Origin of the sequence: Paraburkholderia ultramafica, assembly GCF_902859915.1 — a bacterium.
Classification (GTDB): domain Bacteria; phylum Pseudomonadota; class Gammaproteobacteria; order Burkholderiales; family Burkholderiaceae; genus Paraburkholderia; species Paraburkholderia ultramafica.
On the sequence record NZ_CADIKK010000128.1, the window covers coordinates 1 to 1,681 of the forward strand.

The following is a 1,681-nucleotide window of genomic DNA, read 5'->3' on the forward strand; positions in this document are numbered from 1 at the left end:
AAGCCGGTAGAGCAGCTCGTAACCGGCTGAGAGGCGCGTGGCGCCCGGCACATAGGCCAATGGACTGGCGGGATTCGCGAACGATTTCGACGCGGCCTGGGCCCAGGCGGTGAGGGGGCTCAACATCGCCCGCTGGAATTCGTGCATTTGATAGAGCATGGGTGGCTGCGGCTACGCGGTATCGCTACTTGTTGATGAGAAACGGCGTACGGTTTTCGCCCTCAATCCATCGTGGCAGGCGACCTCTACCAGACCAGGTTTTTCCAGTACGAGGATCGCGGTATTTCGGCGTCTGCACACGTGCCTTGCTGGCGTTCTGGTCGACAGGCTGTTCCATAAGCAACTCCTCGTTGGTAAGGTTGTGTCGTCGACGCTCACGCGGCGCGCCGAAATCCGTTCATTGCCGGCCGTTCCGTCTCGGGCGGAAATACGTGCCAGGAGCCGTCGTAGTGCCGGAAGAAGAAGATCGAGAGCAAGCCGCCCGGCCGCATTGCTTCGACGCACACGTAGCGCGTGCGATGCTGGACACTACGACGAAATTGCGTGACACGCGCCGGCATCTCCGTTGTCGGGCTCAGCCATTTGTCGACCGCCCAGTGCAAGGACTTCTCTGCAGCGCTCATGTCATTCTCCTTAGCTCGTATTCCTGATGTCCCGCTGGTCAGCATCGCGACACCGCTTGGCTATGCGCACGCCTCACATCCACGTTTGAACGTATGCCTTGATCGGTCGTGAGCTCAACTGTGCGGCAATGCTTATTTCGCCGGCCCGCGAGTTCGGTACGATCGAGCACACGCCTTTCCGGTTCTGGTCCCGCTTTGCTGCGGCTGCGGATGCGTACCGTCGTATTTCCGCAGACCTGAAGGTGGCCCCCGCGCATGGATACGTCGGATCGAGTGGGGCTACAGGCGGCGAGGCGTTGCTATCATCGATATCACGAGTCGTTGGCGCCCCACTTGACGAGAGGGGCGGGCGATTCAAGTTTGCCTACAGGCAGAAGTGCCGACAATTGAAAGGACGCGTCGAAATCCGCCAAGCGCACTACGTCTTCTGCCACGCCACCGCAGTCCGATTTGTCTTCCGACCTGCTCGGGGGGCTTTGTTCGGAAGGGTCCGAGTTTCCATACTACTGACGCAACTATCCATTTTGGAAAGAAACGGGTTGTGTCGCGATGAGGATGGCATGACAAGCAGTTTCTATATAATCAGGAATGCTTGCATAGCCAGTGAATAGAATTGATCTGCAAGGCTCTGTCAAGTTGATGGGCGAAGATTTCCCGTATGTCTAACGAATAGCTATCCTTATTAAATAAATTTCTCGACTGCGGCAGTGACGGTCTAACCCATCTCGTTATACACAAATCGACGTCTCCGGAGACGATGTTGGATAGCAAAGCAGCCAGAAGGGGGTTGTTAACAATGCGGATTTCGCGTTTACTCTCGGATTTTCGGTTCTGGTGCAAATAGTCTCAAGGACTCGGTTAAAGTAGCGAGCCTGACAGACTGGTAGCCGATGATGAGCAAGCGCAAGGGTATGGAGGGGTTATTCGACGGTCGGCATTTTGATCGTGAGATCATTGTTCTGTGCGTGCGCTGGTACCTTCGCTACAAGCTTAGCCTGCGGGACCTGGTCGAGATGATGGCCGAGCGGGGACTGGTGCTGGCGCACACCACGATCATG

General features: G+C 56.6%; 2 protein-coding genes and 2 pseudogenes. 1 reads left to right on the forward strand and 3 read right to left on the reverse strand.

Translation table 11 applies throughout. The annotated features are described in order from the left end of the window. The 3 genes and pseudogenes from HV744_RS36475 to HV744_RS36485 all read right to left on the reverse strand — a co-directional run. A pseudogene (locus HV744_RS36475) lies at positions 1 to 159 on the reverse strand (polyhydroxyalkanoate depolymerase); the annotation flags it as partial. Between the two features lie 25 nt (positions 160 to 184). Further along, positions 185 to 337: an H-NS family nucleoid-associated regulatory protein gene (locus HV744_RS36480; RefSeq protein ID WP_175154070.1), complete on the reverse strand. Its 153-nt coding sequence runs from the start codon at positions 335 to 337 to the stop codon at positions 185 to 187. A gap of 37 nt (positions 338 to 374) precedes the next feature. Then, a complete protein-coding gene (locus tag HV744_RS36485; RefSeq protein ID WP_175154071.1) occupies positions 375 to 623 on the reverse strand; it encodes a hypothetical protein in 249 nt (82 codons plus the stop codon). Between the two features lie 890 nt (positions 624 to 1,513). Between HV744_RS36485 and HV744_RS36490 the strand changes: the two are divergent. Next, positions 1,514 to 1,681: pseudogene (locus tag HV744_RS36490) on the forward strand (IS6 family transposase); the annotation flags it as partial.